This is a genomic window from Acetobacter sp. JWB (genome assembly GCF_003323795.1).
Taxonomy (GTDB): Bacteria; Pseudomonadota; Alphaproteobacteria; order Acetobacterales; family Acetobacteraceae; genus Acetobacter; species Acetobacter oryzifermentans.
This window is the reverse complement of the sequence record NZ_CP030871.1, coordinates 345,142-369,515: the sequence shown is the minus strand read 5'-3', so window position 1 is coordinate 369,515 and position 24,374 is coordinate 345,142. Positions and strand designations below refer to the sequence as shown.

The 24,374-nt window shown below is 51.5% G+C and carries 19 protein-coding genes, 1 tRNA gene and 1 pseudogene; 11 read left to right on the top strand and 10 right to left on the bottom strand.

From position 1 onward, the window contains the following. Nucleotides 1-115: 115 nt before the first annotated feature. Nucleotides 116-190, bottom strand: a tRNA-Val gene (locus DS739_RS01775). A gap of 68 nt (nucleotides 191-258) precedes the next feature. On the opposite strand from DS739_RS01775, the gene DS739_RS01770 reads away from it, so the two are divergent. From DS739_RS01770 to DS739_RS01760, 3 genes are all read left to right on the top strand, one after another. Beyond that, nucleotides 259-1,185, top strand: coding sequence for an N-formylglutamate amidohydrolase (locus tag DS739_RS01770; protein ID WP_006116882.1), 927 nt, complete (start codon nucleotides 259-261; stop codon nucleotides 1,183-1,185). 105 nt (nucleotides 1,186-1,290) lie between these two features. Then, nucleotides 1,291-3,168 (top strand): molecular chaperone HtpG, encoded by a 1,878-nt coding sequence (gene htpG, locus DS739_RS01765; protein ID WP_006116881.1) that lies wholly within the window; start codon nucleotides 1,291-1,293, stop codon nucleotides 3,166-3,168. Between the two features lie 258 nt (nucleotides 3,169-3,426). Further along, a complete protein-coding gene (locus DS739_RS01760) occupies nucleotides 3,427-3,954 on the top strand; it encodes a DUF2501 domain-containing protein (protein ID WP_006116880.1) in 528 nt (175 codons plus the stop codon). Nucleotides 3,955-4,028: 74 nt separating this feature from the next. Here the strand turns inward: DS739_RS01760 and mazG are convergent, their stop codons facing one another. Further along, the gene (gene mazG / locus DS739_RS01755) at nucleotides 4,029-4,943 is read right to left on the bottom strand and encodes a nucleoside triphosphate pyrophosphohydrolase (protein ID WP_050793161.1); all 915 of its coding nucleotides are present in this window, start codon (nucleotides 4,941-4,943) and stop codon (nucleotides 4,029-4,031) included. Nucleotides 4,944-5,086: 143 nt separating this feature from the next. On the opposite strand from mazG, the gene argC reads away from it, so the two are divergent. Together argC and DS739_RS01745 are read left to right on the top strand one after the other, a co-directional pair. Then, entirely contained in the window at nucleotides 5,087-6,007 is a 921-nt protein-coding gene (gene argC / locus DS739_RS01750; RefSeq protein ID WP_006116878.1) for an N-acetyl-gamma-glutamyl-phosphate reductase, read from the top strand. A gap of 36 nt (nucleotides 6,008-6,043) precedes the next feature. Beyond that, the gene (locus DS739_RS01745; RefSeq protein ID WP_006116877.1) at nucleotides 6,044-6,775 is read left to right on the top strand and encodes an SDR family NAD(P)-dependent oxidoreductase; all 732 of its coding nucleotides are present in this window, start codon (nucleotides 6,044-6,046) and stop codon (nucleotides 6,773-6,775) included. Nucleotides 6,776-6,880: 105 nt separating this feature from the next. Here DS739_RS01745 and DS739_RS01740 read toward each other — a convergent pair whose 3' ends face one another. Then, entirely contained in the window at nucleotides 6,881-8,275 is a 1,395-nt protein-coding gene (locus tag DS739_RS01740) for a Hint domain-containing protein (RefSeq protein ID WP_006116876.1), read from the bottom strand. Nucleotides 8,276-8,557: 282 nt separating this feature from the next. Between DS739_RS01740 and DS739_RS01735 the strand changes: the two genes are divergently transcribed. The 3 genes from DS739_RS01735 (at nucleotide 8,558) to DS739_RS01725 (ending at nucleotide 12,372) form a co-directional block, all read left to right on the top strand. Continuing rightward, nucleotides 8,558-8,818 carry a hypothetical protein gene (locus DS739_RS01735; RefSeq protein WP_006116875.1) on the top strand — a complete coding sequence of 87 codons (261 nt, stop codon included), beginning with the start codon at nucleotides 8,558-8,560 and terminating at the stop codon, nucleotides 8,816-8,818. A 93-nt stretch (nucleotides 8,819-8,911) separates the two neighbouring features. After that, nucleotides 8,912-10,216 carry an HlyD family secretion protein gene (locus DS739_RS01730; RefSeq protein WP_006116874.1) on the top strand — a complete coding sequence of 435 codons (1,305 nt, stop codon included), beginning with the start codon at nucleotides 8,912-8,914 and terminating at the stop codon, nucleotides 10,214-10,216. Next, nucleotides 10,216-12,372 carry a peptidase domain-containing ABC transporter gene (locus DS739_RS01725; protein ID WP_006116873.1) on the top strand — a complete coding sequence of 719 codons (2,157 nt, stop codon included), beginning with the start codon at nucleotides 10,216-10,218 and terminating at the stop codon, nucleotides 12,370-12,372. Before DS739_RS01730 ends, DS739_RS01725 begins: the two co-directional genes overlap by 1 nt. Nucleotides 12,373-12,381: 9 nt before the next feature. Here DS739_RS01725 and DS739_RS01720 read toward each other — a convergent pair whose 3' ends face one another. After that, complete coding sequence (locus tag DS739_RS01720) at nucleotides 12,382-13,362, bottom strand: MDR family oxidoreductase (protein ID WP_035351280.1); 981 nt, start codon at nucleotides 13,360-13,362, stop codon at nucleotides 12,382-12,384. A 225-nt stretch (nucleotides 13,363-13,587) separates the two neighbouring features. On the opposite strand from DS739_RS01720, the gene DS739_RS01715 reads away from it, so the two are divergent. After that, complete coding sequence (locus tag DS739_RS01715) at nucleotides 13,588-14,910, top strand: hemolysin family protein (RefSeq protein WP_006116871.1); 1,323 nt, start codon at nucleotides 13,588-13,590, stop codon at nucleotides 14,908-14,910. Further along, nucleotides 14,907-16,202, top strand: coding sequence for a histidine-type phosphatase (locus tag DS739_RS01710; RefSeq protein ID WP_006116870.1), 1,296 nt, complete (start codon nucleotides 14,907-14,909; stop codon nucleotides 16,200-16,202). The genes DS739_RS01715 and DS739_RS01710 overlap by 4 nt, the downstream gene beginning before the upstream one ends. A 48-nt stretch (nucleotides 16,203-16,250) precedes the next feature. On the opposite strand, the pseudogene DS739_RS14610 reads toward DS739_RS01710, so the two are convergent. Further along, nucleotides 16,251-17,116, bottom strand: a pseudogene (locus DS739_RS14610) (glycosyl transferase). Between the two features lie 219 nt (nucleotides 17,117-17,335). Here DS739_RS14610 and DS739_RS01700 point away from each other — a divergent pair. Continuing rightward, the gene (locus DS739_RS01700) at nucleotides 17,336-17,779 is read left to right on the top strand and encodes a glycine zipper family protein (protein WP_006116868.1); all 444 of its coding nucleotides are present in this window, start codon (nucleotides 17,336-17,338) and stop codon (nucleotides 17,777-17,779) included. A gap of 104 nt (nucleotides 17,780-17,883) precedes the next feature. Here DS739_RS01700 and DS739_RS01695 read toward each other — a convergent pair whose 3' ends face one another. The 5 genes from DS739_RS01695 to DS739_RS01675 form a co-directional block, all read right to left on the bottom strand. Then, on the bottom strand, nucleotides 17,884-19,551 hold the full coding sequence (locus DS739_RS01695; protein WP_006116867.1) for an OprO/OprP family phosphate-selective porin: 1,668 nt from the start codon (nucleotides 19,549-19,551) through the stop codon (nucleotides 17,884-17,886). A gap of 152 nt (nucleotides 19,552-19,703) precedes the next feature. Further along, complete coding sequence (pstS, locus tag DS739_RS01690) at nucleotides 19,704-20,738, bottom strand: phosphate ABC transporter substrate-binding protein PstS (protein WP_006116866.1); 1,035 nt, start codon at nucleotides 20,736-20,738, stop codon at nucleotides 19,704-19,706. Between the two features lie 73 nt (nucleotides 20,739-20,811). Further along, nucleotides 20,812-22,119, bottom strand: a complete 1,308-nt coding sequence (locus DS739_RS01685) for a cell wall metabolism sensor histidine kinase WalK (protein ID WP_006116865.1) — start codon at nucleotides 22,117-22,119, stop codon at nucleotides 20,812-20,814. Nucleotides 22,120-22,137: 18 nt separating this feature from the next. Beyond that, entirely contained in the window at nucleotides 22,138-22,827 is a 690-nt protein-coding gene (gene phoB / locus DS739_RS01680) for a phosphate regulon transcriptional regulator PhoB (protein WP_006116864.1), read from the bottom strand. 223 nt (nucleotides 22,828-23,050) lie between these two features. Beyond that, nucleotides 23,051-24,340, bottom strand: coding sequence for an adenylosuccinate synthase (locus DS739_RS01675; RefSeq protein ID WP_006116863.1), 1,290 nt, complete (start codon nucleotides 24,338-24,340; stop codon nucleotides 23,051-23,053). Nucleotides 24,341-24,374: the final 34 nt, after the last annotated feature.

Sequence of the window (24,374 nt, the reverse complement as noted above, 5' to 3'; positions counted from 1 at the left end):
GGTACGGATCTGGCACGAGTATAGGCACCGAATAATGGTAATTAATGCCACTCATAGAATATGATTTTTTAGGGAGAATTATGCTCAAAATCCGCAGAAACTGCCGGGTAACAGATGGTGGGCGCAACAGGGATTGAACCTGTGACCCCTACCATGTCAAGATAGTGCTCTACCGCTGAGCTATGCGCCCATCTGTAACCGTGGGCCGCCTTTTATCCTTCTTGCGTGGCAAACGCAACCCCTTAGAATAGCGGCAACATGAAAAATCTTGCCCACTCCCTGCTGCCTCGCCATTTGGCACGTTTGCTGGAAAACGCACCACAGACAGATTTGCCAGATCAGGCAGGCCGGGCTATCTCCCCTGCTCCGTTTGAGGTGCAAGGTACCGTGGGCGCGCCTATTGTGCTGGCTTCTCCGCATTCCGGGCAGTTTTATCCAGAAACCTTTGTGCAAAACGCCCGTCAGCCGCTTTCTGTCTTACGTAGTGGAGAGGATAGCCATATTCACCTTTTGGCAGAACAGGCACACGCGCTAGGGCCTGCTTTGCTGCATGCTACCTTCCCTCGTGTGTTTTGCGATGTAAATCGTGGCGCGTGGGATCTGGATACCCGCATGTTTCACGGCCCCATTCCCGCTTTTGTGCGTCCTACAGAGCGTGGTCTTGCTGGCCTTGGCTCCATTCCGCGCATCGTAGGTAACAGAAAACCCATTTACTGGCACCGTCTGCCCTTTATGGAAGCCGCCTTGCGCATCCGCCATTACTGGATGCCTTACCACGCAGCATTGGCCGATATGCTGGAAAAAACACGCGCAAAACACGGCATCTGCCTGCTGCTAGACTTACATTCCATGCCCGATATGCCAGAAACTGCCTGCCCAGACTTTGTATTGGGCGATGCCCACGGTACCACATGCCACCCAGATATTATCAGCGCAGCCGAACAAACCTTGCAGAATTTAGGCTTTCGTACCACGCGCAACCAGCCTTATGCGGGCGGATATATCACTCGCCATTACGGCAGACCGCAGCAAAACCTGCATGCCCTGCAAATTGAAATGCGTAGAAACCTGTACATGGATGAAGAAACCCACATCTGCCACGCAGGCTTTGCTCCGCTCTCCAACGCATTGGCGCGTGTTACAGAAAAACTGTTGAAGCTCTTTCCCGCATCTCACGGTTTATAGAAAAGAAGCATGCGTATTATCTCACGGGGTGGATATTGAAAATGCGGCTTAACCACCACATCTGATAATCACATAAAAGCAAACAATGCATTACAGGACGTAAACATGACAGAAACAACCCAGAACACCACACCCAATGCCGAAACGCGGGAGTTTAGTGCAGAAGTTGGGCGGATGCTGGATCTGGTTGTCCACTCTCTCTATTCTGAAAGAGAAATTTTCCTGCGCGAACTGGTGGCCAACGCGGCAGACGCCACAGACCGCAGACGCTTTGAAGCCCTGACAGATAGTGCCCGCGCCCTGCCAGAAGATGCCAAAATTCACATTAACCCTGACAAAGATGCGCGCCTGTTAACCATTACCGATGATGGTTCGGGCATGACCAAGGAAGAATTGATTAACAACCTTGGCACCATTGCCCGCTCTGGCACCCGTGCTTTTGGCCAGCAGCTTGAAAACGCAAAACCCGAAGATCGCCCCAGCCTGATTGGTCAGTTTGGCGTAGGCTTTTATGCGGCCTTTATGGTGGCGGATAAAGTGGATGTGGTTTCTCGCCGTGCCGGATCTGATGAAGCATGGCGCTGGACTTCTGATGGGCGTGGATCTTACACACTGGAACCCGCCACGCGGGACAAGCCGGGCACAGATATTACCCTGCACATCAAGTCTGACGCTGAAGAGTTTCTGGATCCTACCCGTCTGCAAACTGTTATCCGCAAATGGTCGGACAATATTGCATGGCCTGTTACCATTCTGCATGATGGCAAAGAAGAAACAGCCAACGAAGGCAAGGCCCTTTGGCTAAAACCAAAAAGTGAAATTACAGAAGAACAGCTAGAAGAATTCTACCGCCATCTCACCCATAATTTTGATAAACCGTGGGATACGTTGCATTGGCGCGCAGAAGGCACCATTGAATTTGCAGCCCTGCTGTTTATCCCTTCCATGCGGCCTTTTGAATTTGCGGAACAAACGCGTGAAAGCAAGCTGCGCCTGCATGTGCGCCGCATGTTTATTACCGATGAAGCCGAAATTCTGCCGCCATGGCTGCGCTTTGTGCAGGGTGTTGTAGATACGGAAGATCTGCCACTTAACGTCTCGCGCGAAATGTTGCAGGCCACACCTGTTCTGGCCCGTATCCGCAAGGCTGTTACAAGCAAGGTGATGGGTGAGCTCAAAACCCGCGCCAAAGATGCCGAAAACTATGCAGCATTTTGGGAAAACTTTGGCCCAGTTCTGAAAGAAGGCATGTGGGATGACCCCGCACACCGTACAGAAGTTGCCGCACTCAGCCGCTTCCGTTCCAGCGCCGTGGATGGTCTGACATCTCTGGATGAGTATGTCAGCCGCATGAAGCCAGAACAGGATGCCATCTACTACGTAACGGGTGACAGCGCAGAAGTGCTGGCAGCATCTCCGCAGATTGAAGGCTTCAAGGCGCGCGGTGTGGAAGTGCTGCTGTTGTCTGACCCAGTGGATTCCTTCTGGCCGGATCGTCTGGGCACGTATGAGGGCAAAACCCTGCGCAACGTGGCACAGGGTATGACTGATCTGGAAAAATTTGGCGCGCCAGAAGAAACATCAGCCGAAAAAGCAGATATGGAAACTCTGATTCCAGCTCTGAAGGACGCACTAGGGCAAGATGTTTCAGACGTATGCGCCACAGACCGTCTGGTTTCCAGCGCAATGGTGTTGAGTGCGCCAGAAGGTGGGCCTGATCTGCAATTGCGCAAGCTCATGCAACGCAGTGGGCAGAGCATGCCAGAAGCTGCACCCATTCTGGAACTCAACCCGGCTCATCCTATCGTGCACACGCTGGCGCAAAAGGTAAAAGCGGGGGAAAAGGTAGATACTCTGGCCCATATCCTGCTGGATGTTGCCAGTATCCAGAATGGTGAGACACCCAAGGATGTAAATGCCTTTTCTCGCCGTCTGATGGAATATCTGGCACAGGATGCAAAGCCTGAGGCCCCAAAAGCCTGAGGCCCGGCTTCACAAAATATTTATATGTTTCAGAAAGGCCCGGTTCTGCCGGGCCTTTCCTTTTTATAGCACAAACTTTTCAAAAACATCATGACAGCAACGCCACAGAAATATCTGGCGGATGACACTCAAAAAGAACTTTTCCCGCTCTGGTGCATTCTAGTAGGCAGAACCCGCTATTGAGCTTTTATTACAAAAAGGTAGCGGCACTTTTTGAATAAGACCTGTTGTATGGAAAATTTTGAAAGGGCTATCTAAATGTTCTCCACTAAAAAAACAATAATGGCTGCAAGCTGTATTCTGGGGCTAAGCGCCGCAAGCATGGCACAAGCACAGGACATGCCTTCTCATCTTCCAGCAGGCACCACATTCCCAGCCACTCCTGCCGGTTCCCTTCCGGTAACAGATCCTGCTCATCCGGCTTCTGCCCCTACTAATGGTGCGCAGGTTGTGGGCAATGTCTCGGGCACCTCTACCACCTCCACTCCCGGCGTTTTGGGAGAAGGCGGCCTGCCATCAATAGAAAACGCAAGCACCGGAAATGTGGCGGGACTGCTTTCCTATTGCGTGCATAAAAATTATGCCTCTGGCACCACACCACGCAGCGTTGCACGCAATCTTTCCAAACGGCCTGATGTACGAAACGATCAAGGTTACTCTTTGGGCGGGCAAGGGCTACTGCAAAACAGCACATCCAAACCCTTTGATATTGCCACGCTTGACCTTTCCAAGCGCGTAAAGCTGTGCAGTGACCTCACAAAAAAAGGCCAAAGCCTGACAGACTAATACTCTATTGCACGGGGCATGCCGTAACAGGCTGCCCCACATGAGGGATATGCCAAGCCCACCCGCGGCAAGCATTATTTTTTGTTTTCTGCTTCTAGTTTTTTGACACTTTTCCAAATATCATCAAGCACTTCTACACTTTGGTCAGACATAGAAAGCCCCTGCTCTGCCAGAACAGCCTCTACCCCTTCAAACCTACGGGTGAATTTGTCACACGCTTGACGCAAGCAGGCTTCCGGATCCAGCTTTAGCCGCCGTGCCAAACTGGCAATAGAAAACAAAATATCGCCAAGCTCATCCTGCATGCGTTCACGGTTGCCAGCTCCCAGTTCAACAGAAAACTCTTCAATTTCCTCATGAACCTTGGCCACTACGCCAGAAATATCTGGCCAATCAAACCCCACACGGGCAGCCCGTGCAGCCAATTTGGAAGCGCGCAATAACGCAGGCAATGCTGGCGGCACACCAGCCAAGGCTCCTGGCACTGCTGCCCCTCTGCCATTCTTCTGCCCGGCATTGCGGCGGCGTTCCTGCTCTTTTAGCATTTCCCACTGGCCGGGAATGTCCTGTTTTGGCTTAGGAGAATCAGTTACGGTTTGATCTTCCAGCACATCGGCACCAAACACCACATGCGGGTGGCGGCGGATCATCTTTTCCGTAATCATGCGTGCTACGGTTGCAAAATCAAACTGCCCTTCTTCCTGTGCAAGCTGGGCCTGATACACCACCTGTAACAGCAGATCTCCCAGTTCATCGGGAAACGCATTCCAATCCTGTTTTTGTATGGCATCCAGCACTTCATACGCCTCTTCAATGGCATAGGGAGCTATGGTTTCATGCGTTTGCTCTCTATCCCACGGGCAACCTTCCTTGGGGTCTCGCAAGCGGGCCATAAGGGCGAGCAGACGTTGCAGTTCGTATGCGGCCTGTTGGCTGCTGCCCTGTTTTGCGGTTTCTGCCGGTTGCCTTGGCGTAGGTGAAATGACCATGCTTGTTTCTGCCTTTGGTTTGCATACATACACCGCAGCCCGGTGCAAAAGATATGATGGCATTTTGCCATAAACAGCCGCGCCGTCTATGCGGCAGCAGCCAGAAAGCCTAATCTGCCGCCAGAACCAGAATGAGGTAAGGCATGACACAGAAACCCGTAATCTTTATTGATGGTGAAGCCGGCACAACAGGGCTTGAAATTCGCGAACGCCTTGCCCCTTTGCCTGTCACACTCCATTCCATAGATCACGCACAGCGGAAAGACCCGGCCGCCCGTAAGGAAGCCATGCAGGCCGCAGATCTGGTTGTGCTGTGCCTGCCCGATGATGCATCGCGCGAGGCAGTTGAAATGGCTGCCGAGTTAGGCGATGCGGCGCCGCGCATTCTGGATGCCAGCACAGCTTTCCGCACAGCACCCGGCTGGGTTTATGGTTTTCCCGAACTAGAAGCCGGACAGGCGGAAGCCATTGCCATTGCCCCCCGCGTTGCCAACCCCGGTTGTTACCCCACAGGGGCCATTGCCCTGCTGCGCCCATTGCTTGATGCTGGCATTATGGACGCACGTTACCCCGTGTGCATTAACGCCATTAGCGGATATTCTGGCGGGGGCCGCAGCATGATTGAAGCACATGAGCGCGATGGCGGCCCAGCATTTGAACTGTATGGCCTAAAGCTTGAGCATAAGCATGTACCCGAAATTCACCAGCACGCGGGACTTAAGCGCAGGCCGGTTTTTGTGCCATCTGTTGGGCACTTTGCACGCGGCATGATTGTTTCCATTCCGCTGCATCTGGATGATCTGAACGGAAACGTGAGCGGGGAAGACCTGCACAACATTCTGGAAAAACATTACACAGGGCAAGACCATGTGCGTGTGCTGGCCGCAGAGCCAAAACTTTCTGCCGAAGCCCTTGCTGGAAGCGACAGAATGGAACTGCGCGTGCATGCCAATACCCAAAACCGGCAGGCGTTGCTTACGGCCCGTTTGGATAATCTGGGCAAAGGGGCATCTGGTGCTGCGTTACAGAACATCCGGCTGATGCTGGGCCTGAATGCACCCTGATCCTGCCCACACAAAACAAAAGAAAGGTTAAAAACTATGAGCAACCGTGTTGCGCTTGTAACCGGCGGAAGCCGAGGCATTGGTGCCGCTATTGTTGAGGCTCTGGCAAAAGATGGCTACGATATTGCCCTCTCTTACGCCAACAGTGCAGATGCTGCTGAAAAAATTGCCCAAAAGGTGCGTGCACTGGGCCGCAAGGCAATCACCATTAAAGCCAACGGAGCCACAGTAGAAGGCAACAAGGCTGTTATTGCCAAAACCATTGCAGATTTTGGCCGTATTGATGCGCTTGTGTGCAATGCGGGCATGTTCCCTTACGGCCCAATTCATGAAACCAGCGTTGAAGATATTGAAAAAGTTCTCAACCTGAATGTGCGTGCTGTTATGATTGAAACAGCAGAAGCCGCAAAGCACATGCAAAAAGGTGGCCGCCTTATTTTTATAGGTTCTGCTTTTGGTGCACGCGCGCCCTTCCCCGGTATTTCTCTTTACGCCACAACAAAAGCTGCGCTACGCGGTTTTGCCAAGGGTGTTGCGCGTGATCTTGGGCCAAAAGGCATTACAGCCAACGTGGTAGAACCCGGCCCAATTGATACGGACATGAACCCGGCTGAAGGCGAAGTTGCAAAACTGATCAGCAGCTTTGTGGCGACCGGTGCTTATGGCACGGTGGCGGATATTGCCTCTACAGTTGCCTTTCTTGCCAGCCCACAGGCTGAATACATTACAGGCGCGGCCATTCCGGTAGATGGTGGATTAGAAGCTTAAAGCCTTCCACTTTTTCTAACGAAGTTTTATTTAGAGCCCCAGCATCCATTTTTAGGATGCTGGGGCTTTATTTGTTAAGCCGGGCAAAAAACCTTGCCGCAGAAATTATGCTGACAGCGCTACATCTTCCTGCTGATCGACACACACAACATACGGGCCGGATGCTCGAATTTCTAAACTGAGAATACCCATTTTTTTTGTAGCAATGTTAAGAAGTGGCAAAAGAGCATTGCCATCTGTCCATGCGCAATCTTGCCACCCCATATCATGCCACCCTTCTGGCTTAGAGGCCGCCAGATGCTCCGTAACCTGCTGTGATGCCCGGATAGAACCAAAATGGATTTTGCCAACAGCAACACCCATTTGGCGGCGGTCATCTACAAACGGGCCGATAGAATCACAAGGGCGGCTGGAGCGAGAAACCACACGCACACTTTCCACCCCTGCTGGGAGCATGAAGCTGTAAGTGTTCTCGGATTTTTTGAAGGGGTAAATAGTCGCCCCAGCATTTGTAATGAGCTTAATATCTGGATCTTCAATAAGAATTTTTGGTTCTGCGCGATTTTCAATTCCCAGATTTTTTGCTCTTTCTTCAATTTTTTGAAAAATTGGTTCAACAAACTCACGCTGAACACCCAATGGCGCAGCGGCATCTTGCTGCCAGTTTTTCTGCTTGCCACCAATTCTGATAACTTTGCCAGCCGACTGGAAGTTACGACGATTTCCTGTATCCAGATAGCTTTCAGTCAGCATACCATCTGCCATGATAACGGAATGTTTGTCCGTTTCAATATGGTAGTAATTATAAGATGTCACGCTTGTATCATAATAAATGGATCGACCATTTACCAACATACGGGCAGGAACAAACTTTCCTTCCACAAACAGACAATGTTCAGATGTTATCAACATATCTTTAAAAGGTACGTTTTCTGAAATAGAATTTTTTAAAACACGTACAGGATATCCGGCCTGATCTTCTGGCAAATTGCCATTAACAACAACACGTGCTGTTCCGGCCCATACAACTTCTTTTTGTTCTTCTTTATCATCCATAAAAACAGAAATCATTCTACCGGGGACAATATCCTGCACCGGCACATATCCATTTTCTATTTTTATGAATGAATCTTTCAAAAAGCATGCAAATGTATCGCTATACGTTCCATCTGTTGTAATATTTGTAACTTGATACGCCCCAGATAAGCTATGCGTAATGTTTAACGGATTACTAACTGTAGCTGTATCTGGTATCACAACGTAAAGGTTCTGGTTTGTATAACCACTACCTGCGTTAAGATCCGTGCTGATAATTGTTTCTTTATTTGTTGGATCATACGTTGCGTATAAATCAGATGTGGTAATCGAAAGGCCTAATGTAAAATGATAATCAGATGGATTGCTAATTTTATAATAATTAGAACCCGTCATTGCAGATGCACCAGAAAGAGAGACATCCTGATTTGGTAAGGTAATTTCTATAGTATTTGAATCTGACATCTGAGAATCACCATATAAATTTCATGAAAACACAACAAAATGTAAGGGTTTTTTATCTGCGCTCATGAATGCAAAAATCACATACCTGATTTGATTATTTATTTTTGATAAGTATTAGTGAACAAAATAAATACGCATTGTGTAATATATAATTTTTTATTTGTCTAATTTCTTAAGTGTTCTTCTGTTATTTACTTTACTATACTATTGTCAGAAAATATATTTTGCCAGAATATAGGTTTGCCGCAATGGCACAACTTTCTTGGTCTAAGGTGAAAACCTATGAAAACTCTGAACGATTCCGAAATCGCTATGGTTGCTGGCGGTACGCTGGGCGATGCTCTGGGTACCACACTGACAGACACACTGGCTGGTCTGGATGTTGGCCTGGCCACCATTCTTGGCGGCGTGAACAGCACGGTTAATGCTCTGGTTCCTGCTGCAACAAGCGGCGTGACCACGATTGCTGATGGCCTGCTGACGGGTCTGGACGCCACAACCAATGGCGTGACCTCCCTGCTGGGTGACATTCTGAAAGTTTAATTTCAGGAATTTCCAGGCGGTTTTCAAAAAGCCGCCTGGTTATTTTACAAAAACACTAAGTGGTAAAACTTTGCACTCTTCAAAAAAGCCTGCATGAGTTCGAACCTTTTTAGGCGCGAGGTTCTAGACGCGCGGCGCCAATCATGGCTTGGGCAGGTTCAGGCCTCTCAACCGCTTTCCATCCGAATTGCGGCGTGGTTTACGCTCGCCCTTGTGGTGCTGGCCATTCTCTACACCATTTGGGGTGTTTATACCCGGCGTGTGCATGCCACAGGATTGATGGTTCCTCCTTCAGGCCTCATTACCGTTAACGCCAATACAACTGGCACCATAGCCCGGCAAAACGCTATAGAAGGCCGCCACGTTAAAAAAGGTGATGTGCTGTTCACGATAGATCTGGAAGCCACATCCGCATCAGGCCCTACGCAGGAGCATATTCTTTCTCAACTGCGCCACCAGCGTGACCTGTTGCAGCAGCAAAAGGACATTCGTGCCAAGGATGCTCCCGTAGAAAAACAATCTATGGTAACCCAAATCCGTTATCTTAACCAGCAACACCAACATATCGGGCACCAGCTTGATAATGATGCCCATGTGCTGCCCGTGGTGGAAGCTGCCGTCCGCCGTATGCAAACGGCACAATCCGCGCATTTGGTAACAGAAACACAATTCCAGAGCCAACTTTATACCTATGCCCAACTGCTCAGCAGTCACGCACAGTTTTTGCAAAGTTATACAGATACAGAAGGAAAGATTGCAGACCTTACCACAAAGCTGATCCGCTATGATGGCCAACTGGCGCATGATCTGAACGACCTGGATAAACAAATTGCCCAGATTGACCAACAGATTGCCGAAAGCGAAGGCCACCAGAGCAGTATTATATTGGCCCCGGATGATGGCACCCTTACTGCTGTCCGCGTTAATCCCGGCCAACAGGTTTCCTCCGGCACCCCCCTGCTCACCCTATTGCCCACAGGCCATGCTTTAGAAGCTGAACTGTATGTTAGCTCTGCTTCTATAGGGTTTTTGCATGAGGGCGAACCTGTTTTGCTGCGCTATGCGGCCTTTCCCTATCAGCGCTTTGGCCTGTACCGCGGCCATGTCAGTGAGATCACGCGCGCACCCGTAACGGCAACAGATGGCACAGGCCAGAAAGCTGCTCCTTCAGACAAAGACAAAACACAATCGCAAAATCCGGGGCAGGATATCTATCGCATTCGTGTGCGCCCAGATCAGCAATTTGTAGAAGCCTATGGCCAACACAAACCCCTTGAAGCGGGCATGGAAGTGGAAGCCGATATCGCCATTGATACCCGCAGCCTCTACCAGTGGATTTTCGATCCCGTTATCAGCATGCGTGATGATTTTTACGCCGTGAGCGGAGGATTGAGGTAATGGGCATCACCCTCAAATCCCTTGAATTCGGATGGCGTTCGCGCACTCCTGTCATCTTGCAGGTAGAAGCCGCGGAATGTGGGCTGGCCTGCCTGGCCATGATTATGGGCCATTATGGCAACCAGATTGATCTGGCCACGCTGCGCAGGCGTTATTCCATATCTGTTAAAGGTGTTACGCTGCGCGATCTTATCGCTACGGCCGATACGGTGGGCCTATCTACCCGCGCCGTGCGGCTGGAACTGGAAGATCTGCCCAACCTGCGCATGCCCTGCATTTTGCACTGGAGCATGAACCACTTTGTGGTGCTTACACAGGTTAAGGGCAACAAAGTTATCATTCATGACCCAGCAGTGGGCCGCCGCACGCTCAGCATGGGCGAAGTCTCACGCGAGTTTACAGGCATTGCCCTAGAAGCCACCCCTAATGACAGCTTCCGCCGCGAGGATGACCGTGAAACTCTACGCCTGCGCGATCTGTTCCGCCATGTCGCAGGGCTGCGCCCGGCGCTGATGGTGCTGGGGGCGCTTTCCCTTGGGCTGGAAGTTATTGCGTTAGTCATGCCCATGGTTTCGCAGGTAGTGATTGATGAAGTGGTGGTAACGGCTGATCACGAACTGCTTATCACCATTGCTTGTGGCATGGCCCTGCTTCTGCTCTTGCAGATGCTTATTGGCTGCGTACGACAATGGGCCGTGCTGCTCCTGAGCACACGAGTTGGCTTGCAATGGAATACCAGCCTGTTCGACCACCTCTCCCGCTTGCCGCTGGATTACTTCTCCAAACGCCATGTGGGCGATGTGCTCTCGCGCTTTAACGCATTGGGCACCATCCAGAAAACCATTACCACCGATATGGTGCAAACAGTCATGGATGGGCTGATGGCGGTGGGAATGGCCATCATGCTGTTTATTTATGGTGGCTGGCTGGGCATGGTGGCTATGGTGGCCACAGGGCTGGATGTGCTCTTGCGCCTGATCACCTACCGCATCTACCGCGAGGCATCTGAAGAACAGATTGTTATTGATGCCCGCCAGCAAAGCCATTTTATAGAAACCCTACGCGGCATGGCCAGCGTGAAGCTTTTGGGCCTGCGTGAGCGCCGCCGCACCACATGGCTAAACCTTTTAGTGGACAGCATTAACATCCGCCTGCGCCTGCAACGGTATGATCTGATTTATGGCCGCATGGGCGATCTGATTTTTGGCGCCGACCGTCTGATTATGATGGTGCTGGGTGCAGGCGCAGTAATGAGCGGCCACATGACAGTTGGTATGCTGGTAGCGTTTCTCTCCTACAAAGATCAATTCGCCACACGCATTGGCAACCTGATCAGCAGCGGCTTCCAGATACGCATGCTCAATGTGCAAACAGACCGCTTGTCTGACATTGTGATGACAGACCCGGAAGCCACAAGTACCACGGCGGCCATTCCTCCGCCCCGTCTGGATGAACAACCAGCCGGTGGCACGCTCAGTTGCTCCGGCCTATCTGCCCGCTACGGCACGCAGGACCCGTGGATCTTCCGCAACATCTCGCTAGAAGTGCCAGCCGGCGGCAGTGTGGCCATAGTGGGCCCTTCAGGCTGTGGCAAAACTACCTTTCTCAAAGCTCTGATGGGGCTGATGGAAACGCAGGAAGGCAGCATCCGGCTGGATGGCGCGGATCTGGAAAGCCTGACGCTTGAAGGCTATCGCAACCGCATTGCTGGAGTATTGCAGGATGATGGCCTGTTCTCTGGCTCCATTGCCGACAATATCAGCGGATTCTCCGAACAGGTGGATGAAGCATGGCTGGTGGAATGTGCCACCCGCGCAGCCATTATTGATGATATCAAGCGCATGCCCATGGGGTTTGAAACCCTGGTAGGTGATATGGGCAGCGGGCTTTCTGGAGGACAGAAGCAGCGTGTCATTCTGGCGCGTGCGCTCTATCGTAAACCTGAAATCCTGTTTCTGGATGAAGCCACCAGCCATCTGGATGAACTTACCGAGCGCAGGGTGGCCGAAGCCCTGCGCGACATGAATGTAACCCGCATTATGGTTGCACATCGCCCGGCAACCATCGCACATGCGGATACCATCTATATCTTCCAGCCCGGTGGCGTGCTGACGCAATACCAGCCACCCAATACACAGAACAGGGCGGCATCTTAACTTTTTGGCTTAGGGAATGCGTACAACCAGCCGCCCCCGCACATGGCCAGCCAGAAGCATATCTGCGGCCTGCGGCGCTTCCGCCAGATCAATCTCACGCACCATGTCATCAAGCTGCCGGGGGGGTATCAGTTCAGCCAGACGCGCCCATGCATCCTGGCGCTCCCGCCGGGGGCATTGCACACTATCAATGCCCACCAAGGTAACGCCTCGCAAAATAAATGGGGCCACTGTTGCGGGAAAATCCATCCCTCCGGCCAACCCGCAGGCCGTTACCACCCCTTGTGGGCGCATGCTTGCACAAACAGAGGCCAAAACCTGCCCCCCCACAACATCAACCGCACCTGCCCAGCGGGCTTTTTCCAACGGGCGGGATGGCGTAGTAAAATGCGCGCGTGGCAATACTTCCGCAGCTCCCAAACTGTGCAGATAAGGTTGTTCCTCCAACCGCCCGGTTACCGCCACAACCTGATACCCCAACCGGGAGAGCAGCATGATAGCCACGCTACCAACCCCGCCACTCGCACCTGTTACCAGCACCGGCCCACTTGCGGGTTCCACCCCTTCTCTCTGAAGGGCCTGCACACATAACATGGCTGTAAAGCCAGCCGTGCCAAGCGCCATAACCTGCCGCCCGTTCAACCCCAATGGTTGCGGCACAGCCCATAAGCCCGGCACACGGGCCAATTGGGCAAAACCTCCCCAGCGGCTTTCCCCCAAGCCATGGCCGGTTACAATAACATCCTGCCCGACAGGAACCGCAGGGTGGGCAGAAGCCTCTACCCGACCGGCCAGATCAATACCCGGCACCATAGGCCAGTTGCGTATGATCGGGCCCTTGCCTGTAAGTGCTAACGCATCCTTATAATTAAGGGATGACCACTGCACCCGAATTGTTACATCCCCTTCCGGCAGATCTGCTTCTGCCAGTTCGCGCAGCGTAACCTGCTGGCCAGATTCTGTTTTTTCTACATACAGGGCTTTAAACATGTTTTTTTCACCGCTGGTTAAGCTTTTGCCACCCATCAACTGGCCAAAATTTGGGGCACGGTACACATTACACCAACGCCTGCAAAGCCCATCTGTGCCTGCATGACAGTATTTTGAAGTTTCTTCTCATTCCGGTTGGGATCAAAAATTAAACTAGGTATCTGTTCGGCCTGCGGGTATAGATGAAACCACCATTACAGGTTTCACTTTATTTCGGACGTTCTCTTGTTCCTGTTTATTATGGGTCTGCTGACCCTTGTCCTGCTGATTGCTGTCAGCATCCTCATTTCACTTTCCGAGATATCCTTCGCAGCTGCGCGGGAGGTCAGGCTTCGCAGTCGTGCAGAAGCAGGAGATAAACGTGCACAGGCCTTTCTGGCCCTGCGCCGTAACAGCGGGCAGGTTATGACTGCCATCCAGATCTGCCTGAACGGTGTGGGGATTCTGGGCGGTATTGCCAGCTCCGAAATGTTCACCCCGCCTGTAACCGAATTTTTAAGCCGCTGGGGTATGTCAGACTGGTGGGCACAAAATCTGGCCTCCACCTTCAGCTTTATTTTTGTAACCGGCGCCTTTGTTCTGTTTGCAGATCTGCTGCCCAAGCGCGTTGCCATGAACAACCCGGACAAAGTAGCCATGGCGGTTGGGTGGTTCCCCCGCGTGGCGCTACGGGTGCTGTATCCGTTTGTGTGGATTTTCTCCAAAATTTCTGATGCCATTTTGCATGCATTGAAAATCCCAGCTGCTTCTGCGGTGGAACCCATAACACCGGAAGACCTGCACGCCATTCTGGCCGCTGGCACGGCATCCGGCGTGCTGCTGCAACAGGAACACCAGATGATTGAGAACGTGCTGGCCCTACAGGCGCGTTCCGTTACCTCCGCCATGACACCGCGTGATGAAATTATCTTTCTGGATATTCAGGACACGCCCGAACATAACCACGAAAAGGTACGCACCAATCCTTATTCCCGCTATCCACTGTGCAACGGCGGATTGGACAAGGTTATTGGCTCCATCCGTGCAGAAGACGTTCTGGCATCTGTGGTGGACCCTTCCATTGCGCCTTCTGGCCGCCCCCACAGCAACCCCATTGCCCGGATGCGGCGTGAAGTTCTCTCTGTTCCCGAAACACTCAACCTTTGGGATACGCTGGCCCAGTTTGATACCCACGGCACCGGCTTTGCCCTGATAGTTAATGAATATGGGCTGGTTGTGGGGCTGATTACCTTTAAAGACATTATGGGCGTGCTGATGGATGGGTTGGCCAGCCCGTTTGAAGAACAGGCCATTGTAAAGCGTGATGAAAACTCGTGGCTGGTAGATGGCGCAGCCCCGATTGGGGATGTTATCCGAGAACTGCATGTGTTGGATTTGCCCGATAGCGAGCAGTTTGACACAATCGGCGGCTTTATTATGCACCGTCTGCGCCGTATGGCCCGCAAGGCAGACCGGGTAGATGCTGCTGGTTTCCGCTTTGAAGTGGTGGATGTGGAAGGGTTCCGTATCAACCAGTTGCTTGTGACACGTATGACCGAGACCTCATGAATTTTTCCTATTTCCGTTCCTCCGCTTTGCTTCTTGCCTGCCTTCTGGGTACTTCACTTTCAGCCTTTTCACCCACAATCGCTATTTCAGAAGCATCCGCTGCACAGGCGAATACCTCTGAGGCGACATTAGAACGGGTTGTGCTGGTTTCCCGCCACGGAATCCGCAGCCCAACAAAACCTTTAGACAAGCTAGAAAAAAAGACCCGCCACACATGGACACCATGGCCTGTGCCCCCTGGTGAGATGACAGCACATGGCCAGTTTGATCTTGGCCTTATGGGGCAATTTTTAAAAAGCTATTACCACATTGCCAGCAGAGATGCTGCGGCCCGTTGCCTGCCAGAACAGCCAGCTTTTATATGGGCAGATTCCGCCAGCAGCCGCACGCAGCACAGTGGCGATATTCTGGCTGCTGCATTAAGCGATGGATGCCAGACACAGGCCCGCTCCATGCCTGCCAAAACGCATGATCTGCTGTTTAACGCTTTAGCCGCTAAAAAAACGACACTGGACACAGATGACGTTGAAAAAGCCCTAGATCCAGAACGCATGCCGGATACGCAACTGCCGCCACCTGTGCAATCCGGCGTCCAAACCTTGCAGACTCTGTTCGCCCCTAGCGCATGCACCACGGGCGCAACCCCTTGTTTTTTCAAGCATGCGCCCCTCTCATGGAAAAAAGGTGCGCCGCATGCAGAAAACGGATTGGCATTAGGTTCTACTGTTTCAGAAGCCCTGTTGCTGGAATATGCGCAGGGGCTCCCTTCTTCCATAACCGCAGCAAATACAGATGCCGTGCATACGCTCAACAGTGTTCTGCCTGTGCATAATTATCAAAGTGCGCGTATGCGCCGCGCCCCTGCCATTGCCATCCCACGTGGCGGCAAACTGGCCCAAGCTATTCTAACACTATTGAATGAACAGCCCCTGACCTTGCCAGATGGCAATGTGCTGCCTACGCAAGCCCGTGTGGTTATGTTTGCCGGGCACGATACCACGTTGGACATGCTGACAACGCTATTTGGGCTGGATTGGACCTTTACAGACCAACCAGACCCCACAGCCCCAGATACAACACTGGCTTTTGAAACATGGAAGCACCCTGATGGACGCAAAGAAATCCGCTTTGCTGTTTTCCATCAATCTCTCGCCCAACTGCGAGATGGCCTGAAGCTAGACAACGTTCCGGGGCAAGGTGCGCCCCTGCCCTTAACCAGCACACTTTGTAACCAACCCAAAAACGAAACCTGCTGGCTGGAAAACTTAAGCCAACACGTGCCACAACATTAACGCAGGATAGCCTATGCATCGGAACACCAGTGCATAGGCCAAAGCGTTTTACTTGATCGGTTTAAGAAACCGAAATAACGAGCGCGTAATTTTGTTACCCTTGTAACGCACCTGCGTTTTTTTGGGTAAAACGCCAAAATGTTCTTTTACCCGATAGGTATCTAGGCTGAACCCGGCTTCCAGTGCTTCCTTATAAAGCTCATCAAACTTCTGTTGCAGATCCGGGCGCGGATGATTGTAAATTGTGCCATCAAACCAGTGTTTGCGGTCTTCACCATTTAAGCGCTGCAAAGAATATTTATGGGAAAACTGCGTGCCCATATCTGAATAATGCAGGAATTTTAGCGCTTCCAACGGCATGCCATCGCCATCCAGATTGCTAAAGGCGGGATCTAGCGGCTGAATATATTCGGGATGCTTTTCAAAAAACGTTTTCAGCTTTTTATGAGCCGATGCGTCTTTTTTAATTTCCGCTAACGGGGCAGAAGCTTCATGGCGGCTTCGCAATCCCACATCAGGGTGCCCAGCCGCAAATCTCGCCCTTGGCCAGATGCCAGCATCACCTTGCCTTCTGGAATAGGCAGGTTCCATAGCTTTGCAATATCTGAAAGGGCAAAAATATCAGCATCCATATACAGCGCACGCCCCTTGCCACCACAATAGGCAGGAATACCCCAACGGAAGCCAGAAAACGGCGTTGGCCATTCCGTCGTGTTCCAGCCTTCTTCCGGCTTAAAGCCAGAATACCAGAAACTCGAAGGATCACGCGTAAGCTGCATGAAAGTAATATCAACCGGCAGACTACTATATTTTGTAATACTATAGTGTAACACCATTAACTGTTCTAGGTCGCAATCGTTTGGATCACAGCCAATAAACAGTTTAACTACGGCATTCATTCGTAAGTCTTTCATATTGATTTTTTGTTATTAGAATAAACGTTTGCATAACAGAAAGAGCCAACGTTTCAAACGGAAGTAAGGCTAGTTTATTTTTTAATGACTGTTGAGCTGTTTATCTTGTAAGAAAACTCTGCCTGATCATATTTTCATTCTTTCTTTTCCTTAAAAATGGCATGATTATCTACCATATATACGCATGTATCATGGCTTATATACAAAGGACAAATATACATGAAGCTTCATAAAGCGGCGTTTGCCTTCCTGCCGGCTCTTTTGCTTGCAGCTTGCGCTGAAACACCTATGGGCCCTACCGCACAGGTATTGCCCGGCCCCGGCAAAGATTACGGCACCTTTTTACAGGAACAAAATTTCTGCCGCTCTCAGGCTGCTGCTGCTGTGCATGGTCAGGCAGGTAGCCAGAATCGGAAGGCCCTCTATGGTGGGCTGGCAACCACTGCGCTGGGCGCAGGCTTGGGTGCTGCTGTTGGTGGTGGCACAGGCGCTGGTATTGGTGCAGCCGCAGGTGCTTTGGGGGGTGGCCTTGGTGGCAGTGCTTATTCCAACAGCCAGCAAGGTGGCATTCAGACCCAGTACAACAATGCGTATGTAGCCTGCATGGTTGCCTACAAAAACGTGCTGCCTGCCCCCAATGCTGGTTATATGCCGCAGCAGTAAAAACTACGCTTTATCTTAGCTCACACGCGTTTTGTGGGCTGATAACAGCAAAAAGGGATCGTTCCTTTCGGAACGATCCCTTTTTTAATGGCAGAATATCGGGTTTAGAATGCAGCCTGCACACGGGCAGCCACAGAATTCCCATCACGGCCAAGAATGTTATAGGCTTGGCTATTACGCGTTACGATAAAGTGGTTGAAGTCCAGCATCACGCGGAAGTGGCGGTTGGGATACCAGTTTACCCCACCAGACCATACCGTTTGGCGGCCACCGCGCACACTGTTTGCCGTATCATCAAAATCAGCCACACTGTAACGGCCAGAAAGTTCCAGCGCGCCCCAGTAACCGTGTGCGGGATCAAATTCGTGTTCCACACCCGGAGCAGAAAACGCACCTTCTTTTTCATTATACATACGGGGCTTGCCAAACAGCGTATAGTTAGCTGCGCCATAGTAACCTTCAAACGACAGAGATGGCAGAGACTGCCCACCCTGCTGTTGATTGCGCGTCACGCCGATGTGGTAATATTCCCCCTTCAGCACCAGCTTTTTCCAGCGGAAACCCAGTTCCGGCCCAGCAGACCATACGGAGCCGATGTTGCGCAGCGCGCCTGTGTTCAGCAGTGCCGTTGTTGTTAGGTTAACTTCCGGGGCTTCTTTAAAGGTATATGTGCGGCCATTGGTGCCATCATTCACCTTGAATGCGCTAATGGCGGAAAGGCCCAAATGCACATCTATGTCTTTAGAAACATAGGGGCGCCCGGCAACACGGAAAGTGCCACCGGTCTGGCTATCACCAATATTGGTATCCTTGGCACGGTTACCAAATGTCTGACCAGTGAAATACCCTGCAATCCACCAGCGTTTTTCATAATGCAAGCCACCAACACTAAAGCGGGCATCGCCTGCGGCAATGTTACGCACGATATCCGTGATGGCAGGACGTTCCATCATTTCGAAATCGTTGGAGCTTTCGGAATCTTCTTCCGTCACACGTGGCTGAAAATAACCTACTGTTAGAATAGTGTTGTGCAGGCCGGTGTAGTTCAGGTTGGCTTCATACAGACCATCCGATCCGTCCGCACTGCCAGACCCGAAATCAGGCGTAATATTTGCCACCCAATCTTTATACCGGAAGGTGAATGGAATACGCAGGCGGCGTGCATTTTCTGTGAAACTTGAGAAATCACCTTTGGTTTCGCCCCGGCGCGGAGACATGCCCATAAAGCCACCAAAGTCTTCATGAAATGCCAAACCAATAGACAGGCCATAAGCTCCGTCCTCTGATGCAACCGTAAAACGCCCTTTGGGAAAGCCGATGATCATGCCCCCAACGTGCACGTTTTCATCCTTTTGCGTTGCGGCCTTGAAGTCCTTCCAAGATGTCGTCATTCCACGATCAGAAGGGGGTGTGCCCACACCGTTGTTCAGCAGAATATTTTTGCGTGGCGTTTGTTCACCAAACTTTACGTTAGGATCTACATCGTTATCAGCATATTTTTCCGGGAACTTATACCCATTTTGTGCCGTTGTACGTGTAGCACGACGTGAAGCAGAGCCTCTTTGCCGTGTTTCATTTTGGGCGATCTGAGATTTAAGATGTGTAATCTGCCCCATCATTTCACGCCGCATTTCAGCCATTTCGGCTTTCAATGCACGGATCTGGGCATCATCTGAACTGGAAGCCTCGGCCACTGGGGCAATTCCAGACATCAAAATTGAAGCAAACGCAAAAGATGGAAGAAGCGGTGAACAACGACGCATCATGGCCATTCCAAAACAGAAGAGGAGCGATGCGTGGTGAATAACTTTATTCCAACTTTTTGTGCGTGACGCTTAGATGATGGTTTCATGACAGTTTCATGAAAAAGCGGCCCGCAAAGAGGCCGCTTTCCATAATAAAATATCTTATTGAAATAAAAAGCTTATTTACCAGCCTGCCACGCAGATTGGATGCTATCTTTAACAGTCTTGGGCAACGGCACATAATCAAGCTTTGCTGCAATGGAATCACCCTTTGCAAAATCCCAGATAAAGAAGCGCTTTACAGCTTCATCACGCGCGGGATTACGTGCAGGCAGCGGCACCAGAACATACGTGGCAGAAACAATTGGCCATGCCTGCGCGCCAGAAGTGTTCAGCAAATTAACAGAGAAATGAGAAGCATTTTTCCAATCTGCGGCTTCCGCTGCCTGAGAGAAGCTGGCCTGAGAGGCTGCTACAGCCTGACCAGAACTGTTCTTGAGGCGGATGGTGGTAAGGTGGTTACGGCTGGCATAGGCATATTCCACATACCCTACGCCACCTTCCGTATTCTGTACGGTAGCGGCTACGCCATCATTCCCGCGTGCGCCCAAGCCACCCGGCCAACTGATAGATGTGCCTGCACCGTATTGATCATGCCAATTTTTGGAAGACTGATCGAGGTAGGATGTGAACACAAATGTTGTGCCAGACCCATCTGCACGATGGATAGGCGCTACTGCCGTATCTGGCAGAGAAACACCGGGGTTAAGTGCTGCAATTTTTGGATCATTCCAAGTGGTGATATCACCAGAGTAGATGGCGGCCAGCACATCACCACTCAGCACCAACACATCTGCCTTAATGCCCGGAATGTTCACAACCGGCACAATCCCGCCCATAACAGTGGGGAACTGAAAAAGATGGGCGCTTTCCAGCTTTTTGGCATCCATAGGCGCATCAGATGCCCCAAAATCTACCGTGCCTGCCAAAATCTGGTTCTGCCCAGCGCTGGAACCTACAGTCTGATAATTTACATTAACACCTGTATCTGCTTTGGCGGCAGAGGCCCAAGCCTCATAAATCGGGGCAGCAAAACTGGACCCCGCACCAGTTACACTTTGTGCGTGAGAAAAAGAGGGTACAGCTGCCAGCAAGCAGGCAACCGCAGCAGCACAGGTTTCAGACCGAAAAGAAAAACGCATTTTGGGGAGCATCCCTAAGCATCAACACATAACGGCACCAGTACATGCCGCTTTTGCTTCGTAAGGGAGTGAATGCAAAAATGGGTTACGGCTGCAAGACAGTTTGGTGACAGTTTAATGAAGGATCAGCCACCAATGGCAAAAGCGGTAGCCAGATATGGCAGGATGTGCCCTGGCCCACTGCGCTTTCCACCACAAATCGCCCCCCATGCCGGGTGACAATATGCTGCACAATAGCAAGCCCCAACCCACTGCCCTGCACAGCGGCCGCAGTTTTAGCCACGCGGTAAAACCGTTCTGTTAAGCGTGCCAGATGTCGGGCCGGAATACCGGGGCCGTTATCCGTTACACTCAGCACAATACCCGCAGCGCTCGGCCAACGTTGATCTTCCTCTGCCTGATGGCAGGCTATGGTAATAGATACAAGTTTACCGGACTTTGTTTTTTCTGAAACAAGGCTATATTTTATAGCATTTTCAACAAGATTAACCACAACCTGTAAAAGCTGCGTTTCATCCCCTGCAACCTGCCAGCTCTTGTTTTCTGGCGGCTGTACATCAACCTTAACCGGCAAACCGGCAGACAGAAGATCTCCTTCTGCCTGGCATTGCTCAAACAGATCAGCCAGACACACTGCTTCACGCGGTTTTTGGTGTTCCTGCATTTGCACGCGGGAAAGATAAAGCAAGCTGTTCAGCAGGTTTTGCATCCGCTTGGCCTGCTGAGACATAATTTCCAAAAACTCTTTTTGCGCTAATGGATCATCTGCAGCTGGCCCCTGCAAAGTTTCTATAAACCCCAGCAAAGCTGCCAAAGGTGTGCGTAGCTCGTGGCTGGCAAATGCCACAAAATCCGTATGCTGACGTTCCGCAACAACAGCATCTGTTTCATCATGCAGATCAACAAACACCAATGTTGTTTGTGCATTGGGTGCTGTGTTTTCCCTACGCATACTTATTGGCAACAACTCTGCTGGCAGGCTTTGTTTTTGCAAAACAGCCTGAACCACTCGCAACCGTGGAATATCCAGAATAACACGCACACGGCCCGATGGTGTGTTTCCTACCTTTTGCGCAAGCACCACATCCAGCTTGGCCTGAAACGCCGGATGGCGGACTATACTGCCAAGGTCTCCATCAAACTGCTGTTCAGCCATTTTGGAAACCACACACAACCCGCGTGTTTCATTTATTACCAACATGGCAGCAGGCAGGCAGGCCATAACCTGTTCTAGACAGGGTTGAGAAACTTCCTTACTAGGGCTACGCCGTGCAAGAACAGGCACATGGCTTGCAGAAGCACGCATACGCCCAAGCACCATGCCACCCAAAGTTGCCATGGCTGCACCAGCTATGGCCCCCTCCCCCATTATCAGCCATGCCTGTGCAACCATGCCGAAAATTTACCCTGCTTAGCCTTGTGGCAGATCCAACGCATACCCTCTGGCCCGCACTGTACGGATAATATCTTGCTCATCTCCTTCATTCAGGGTTTGCCGCAAGCGACGAATATGCACATCTACCGTACGCAATTCTACAAAAGAGCTGCGTTCCCAAGCATGTTTCAAAAGTTCCTCGCGCGAGAAAACTTTACCTGGGTTGAGCATAAAAAATTCCAGCAACCGATATTCCGTTGGCCCTAACGCCAGCAAGCGCCCGCCACGTTCCACCTTGTGGCTCACCCGATCCATCACCAGTGTATCAAACCGTAATGTTTTATCTGCTGGTGGCAGGCGGCGCAGCATGGCTTTTACACGCGCAAACAATGCCTCCATGCTAAAAGGCTTTACAAGATAATCATCCGCCCCAGTATCTAAGCCGCGGATCGTATCTGTTTCTTCTCCACGTGCGCTGAGCATCACAATCGGAAGCGTCGCTGTTTTGGGCTGCCCCCGTAGCTGGCGGCACACTTCTAAACCGGAAATACCCGGCAGCATCCAGTCCAGCAACAACAGATCAGGGCGTTTTTGGCGCACTTCTTCAAGCGCTGACTCACCATCCCCTACAACACGGACTGCGTATCCCTGTTTTTCAAGATTGTAGCCGATAAGCCGGGAGAGTGCCGGATCATCCTCAACCACCAGAAGATCTGCCTTATTCATGCTTTCCCTGCTTTTTGTAACATGATTGAAAGATAGGGGGTTCTCACAGCAAAAAACAACGTCCCACCACCTCGCAAGAAAGGGATTATGTGTGAAAACCGCTTATATATCGGGCAAAAAGTACCCGTATGAAAGTTTTGTGAAACCCTCATAAAGTTGCAACAAAAAAAAGGCCTTCCCTTATGGAGAAGGCCCTTTTGTTACAAATATTCTGGCAACCAGATCAATCTTCAAACGGATCACGCATCAGAATAGTATCATCCCGATCTGGGCTCGTGGAAAGCAGGGTAACAGGCGCACCCACCAACTCTTCAATCCGGCGCACGTATTTAATGGCCTGCGCTGGCAAGTCTGCCCAGCGGCGTGCACCGTGGGTGGTTTCCTTCCAACCTTCCAGAGTTTCATACACCGGCCGCACACGCTGCTGCGCTGCTGGTGCAGACGGGAAGCGTTCGACCTTCTGCCCGTCCAGCTCATACCCAACGCAAACCCGGATTTCATCCAGACCGTCCAGCACGTCCAGCTTGGTAAGTGCCAAACCATTTATACCGCCAACGCGCACAGCATGACGCACCAGCACGGAATCAAACCAGCCACAACGGCGTGCACGGCCCGTGTTGGTGCCAAATTCATGCCCGCGCTCACCAAGGCGACGGCCTGTTTCATCATGCAGTTCTGTGGGGAACGGGCCTTCACCCACACGGGTGCAGTAAGCCTTGGCAATACCCAACACAAAACCCGCAGCCGTTGGGCCCATGCCAGAACCCGTACCTGCATTGGCAGCCACAGTGTTGGAGCTGGTAACAAACGGATAGGTGCCGTGGTCTACATCCAGCATCACGGCCTGCGCACCTTCAAACAGAATACGGCGGCCCGCACGGCGGGCATCATCCAGAATATCCCAAGTGGGGGCCATATAGGGCAGCACTTTAGGGGCAATATCTGTCAGGAACGTAAGAAGTTCTTCCTTGGTGAATACAGGTGCACCCAGCCCTGCCAGCAGGGTGTTATGGTGCAACAGCAGTTCATCCAGCTTCCAATCCAGCGTTTCCGGCTCGGCCAGATCACATAGACGAATAGCACGGCGGGCCACTTTATCTTCATACGCGGGGCCGATGCCACGGCCTGTGGTGCCAATTTTACGATCCCCCCGCGCAGCCTCACGCGCACGATCCAGCGCACCATGCACAGGCAGAATCAGCGGTGCATTTTCTGCAATCTTGAGTGTATCGGGCGTAACTTCCAGCCCCTGTTCCTGAATACGGCCAATTTCCGCCAGCAGCGCCTGCGGGTCCACCACCACGCCGTTGCCGATAATGCCCAGCTTGTTGTTCACCACGCCAGAAGGCAGCAGAGAAAGCTTGTAAACCTGATTGCCCACAACCAGCGTATGTCCGGCATTGTGCCCACCCTGAAAGCGCACAACAATATCGGCCCGGCTAGCAAGCCAATCTACAATTTTGCCTTTGCCTTCATCACCCCACTGGGCGCCAATCACGGTTACGTTGGACATGGATGGTGTGCTCCTGAAAGAATCTTGCCGCTAA

Bases quoted from the DNA above. Each gene is read 5' to 3' on its own strand.
- DS739_RS01770 (WP_006116882.1), top strand. From the start codon at position 259: ATGAAAAATCTTGCCCACTCCCTGCTGCCTCGCCATTTGGCACGTTTG.
- DS739_RS01685 (WP_006116865.1), bottom strand. From the start codon at position 22,119: ATGGTTGCACAGGCATGGCTGATAATGGGGGAGGGGGCCATAGCTGGT.
- DS739_RS01745 (WP_006116877.1), top strand. From the start codon at position 6,044: ATGAGCAACCGTGTTGCGCTTGTAACCGGCGGAAGCCGAGGCATTGGT.
- DS739_RS01700 (WP_006116868.1), top strand. From the start codon at position 17,336: ATGAAGCTTCATAAAGCGGCGTTTGCCTTCCTGCCGGCTCTTTTGCTT.
- DS739_RS01740 (WP_006116876.1), bottom strand. From the start codon at position 8,275: ATGTCAGATTCAAATACTATAGAAATTACCTTACCAAATCAGGATGTC.
- DS739_RS01695 (WP_006116867.1), bottom strand. From the start codon at position 19,551: ATGGCCATGATGCGTCGTTGTTCACCGCTTCTTCCATCTTTTGCGTTT.
- DS739_RS01730 (WP_006116874.1), top strand. From the start codon at position 8,912: ATGAGTTCGAACCTTTTTAGGCGCGAGGTTCTAGACGCGCGGCGCCAA.
- DS739_RS01675 (WP_006116863.1), bottom strand. From the start codon at position 24,340: ATGTCCAACGTAACCGTGATTGGCGCCCAGTGGGGTGATGAAGGCAAA.
- DS739_RS01725 (WP_006116873.1), top strand. From the start codon at position 10,216: ATGGGCATCACCCTCAAATCCCTTGAATTCGGATGGCGTTCGCGCACT.
- htpG (WP_006116881.1), top strand. From the start codon at position 1,291: ATGACAGAAACAACCCAGAACACCACACCCAATGCCGAAACGCGGGAG.
- pstS (WP_006116866.1), bottom strand. From the start codon at position 20,738: ATGCTCCCCAAAATGCGTTTTTCTTTTCGGTCTGAAACCTGTGCTGCT.
- mazG (WP_050793161.1), bottom strand. From the start codon at position 4,943: ATGGTCATTTCACCTACGCCAAGGCAACCGGCAGAAACCGCAAAACAG.
- DS739_RS01735 (WP_006116875.1), top strand. From the start codon at position 8,558: ATGAAAACTCTGAACGATTCCGAAATCGCTATGGTTGCTGGCGGTACG.
- phoB (WP_006116864.1), bottom strand. From the start codon at position 22,827: ATGAATAAGGCAGATCTTCTGGTGGTTGAGGATGATCCGGCACTCTCC.
- argC (WP_006116878.1), top strand. From the start codon at position 5,087: ATGACACAGAAACCCGTAATCTTTATTGATGGTGAAGCCGGCACAACA.
- DS739_RS01710 (WP_006116870.1), top strand. From the start codon at position 14,907: ATGAATTTTTCCTATTTCCGTTCCTCCGCTTTGCTTCTTGCCTGCCTT.
- DS739_RS01720 (WP_035351280.1), bottom strand. From the start codon at position 13,362: ATGTTTAAAGCCCTGTATGTAGAAAAAACAGAATCTGGCCAGCAGGTT.
- DS739_RS01760 (WP_006116880.1), top strand. From the start codon at position 3,427: ATGTTCTCCACTAAAAAAACAATAATGGCTGCAAGCTGTATTCTGGGG.